The organism is Actinoplanes sp. NPDC051633 (assembly GCF_040681735.1).
GTDB lineage: Bacteria > Actinomycetota > Actinomycetes > Mycobacteriales > Micromonosporaceae > Actinoplanes.
This window is the reverse complement of sequence record NZ_JBFAZH010001439.1, coordinates 1-1,737: the sequence shown is the minus strand read 5'-3', so window position 1 is coordinate 1,737 and position 1,737 is coordinate 1. Positions and strand designations below refer to the sequence as shown.

The window sequence follows — 1,737 nt, the reverse complement described above, 5'->3', positions numbered from 1 at the left end:
TCGCGGACCGCGGTGAACAGGGCCGCCGCGTCCGCGATGTCGCCCCGGGCGAACGCCAGCAGCCCGCCGTACCACTCGAGGCGCCACGCTCCGGGCGTACCCCCCAAGATCTTCTCCGCGGCCTCGAGACAGCGCTCGGCCGGCGCCGTGTCGCCCAGCTCGAGGTGGGCACGGCAGCCCCGCAGCCACAGCTCGGCCGAATTCTCGCCGCCCTCCTGCAGCCGCGCGATCAGGTCGCGTGGATCGCGGCGGAGGCCGCCGCCGAGGAAGCGCGCGCCGGGGTCGAACGGGTCGGTGCGGGGGATCGGCAGGCCCAGCGCGACCGAGCGGTTGGACGGCGGGTCGGCGACGCCGGACGGCAGCCGTCTCGTGGTCCAGCGTTCCAGGGGCGGCACCATGCCGAGCTCGCCGTCGATCAGCTCGGCGGTCGGCGCGAACAGCATCGACGCGGCCGCGTGCTCGGTGCCGTCGCGCAGCGAGAGCAGCTCCCGCAGCACGCCCACGAGCTGCTCGGACATCTCGGCCGCGGACGCGAACCGGCGCGGGTAGTCGGGCTCGACGGCGCGCCGGATCAGCCGGTCGAACGACTCGGCGGCGATCGGCGGCACGTCACCGGCCCGGCCGGCGTCGGCGAAGAGCTTCTCCAGTGTCCGGCCGACCGTGTGCACATCGGACTTGACGGTGGCGCCGCGGGTCTGGAGCTCCTCCTTGGGCGCGCGGTAGGGGACCGTGCCGACGGTGGACCGGTCGGCGGCCGCGATCTCCGTCATGGCGCCCAGGTCGATGACGGTGATCCGGTCGCTGCCGCGCATCACGTTGGCCGGCTTCATGTCGCAGTAGAGCAGGCCCTGCCCGTGCAGGTAGTCGAGCGCGGCGAGGATCTCGTGGCCCATGCCGAGGATGTGTTCGAGCGGCAGCCGGTCCGAGTCGCGGCCACTGGTACGCGCCAGCCGGCGCACCTCGTCCAGCGACGGCCCGTCCACGTAGCCCATCACGATGTAACCGGTGTGCTCGCCGGTCTTGGCGTCGGTGTGCGTGACCGCGTTGTAGATCCGCACGATGTTCGTGTGGTTGAGCCGGGTCAGGTACTGCCGTTCGCGCACGGCCATCTCGGCGGCCCGGCTGTCGTTCGCGTTGATCAGTCCTTTGAGGACCACATAGTTGTCGTCCAGGTGCCGGTCCCGCGCCAGGTAGACCCAGCCGAAGCCGGACTGGGCCAGCGGGCCCATCACCTCGTACTGCCCTGCGACGAGGTCACCCTTCTTGAGCCGGGCCTTCAACGAGTACGGGTGGCCGCACTCGTCGCAGACGCCCTCGAGGACGGCCGGCTGCCCGGCGTAGCTGCCGCCGATCTCCCCGGTGCAGCCGTTGCGCCCGCAGCGGCGCCGCGCGCTGAGCACCTCGGTCCCGTCCATCAGCCGGCTGGTCGGGTCGGCCGTGACCAGCACCGGCATCGGCACCAGCCCGGCCACGTCGAACGTCTTGGGACCCTCCACCGACGACGGCTCGTCGACGGCCGGCGGCACCGTGGACCCGGCCATGGACTCGACCGTGGGCTCGACCATGGCCTCGACCGTGGACCGGCCGGCCGGAGCCGGTCGGTTGCAGGTGTCGCAGAATTTCGTGTCGTCGATCGTGCCGGTGCAGCCGGGCCGTGGACACTTCACGGGCGGACCGCCCGCACCGCGGCCGCGAACTCGTCCACCGCCGCCGCGGCCTCCGCCCGGTCGGCCGGGC

1 protein-coding gene is annotated in these 1,737 nt (G+C 72.9%); it reads right to left on the bottom strand.

Features of this window, described 5'->3' with window-relative positions:
• A partial coding sequence (locus AB0M20_RS41845) for a tetratricopeptide repeat protein (protein ID WP_364306915.1) occupies positions 1 to 1,667 on the bottom strand: 1,667 nt, incomplete at its 3' end.
• Positions 1,668 to 1,737: the final 70 nt, after the last annotated feature.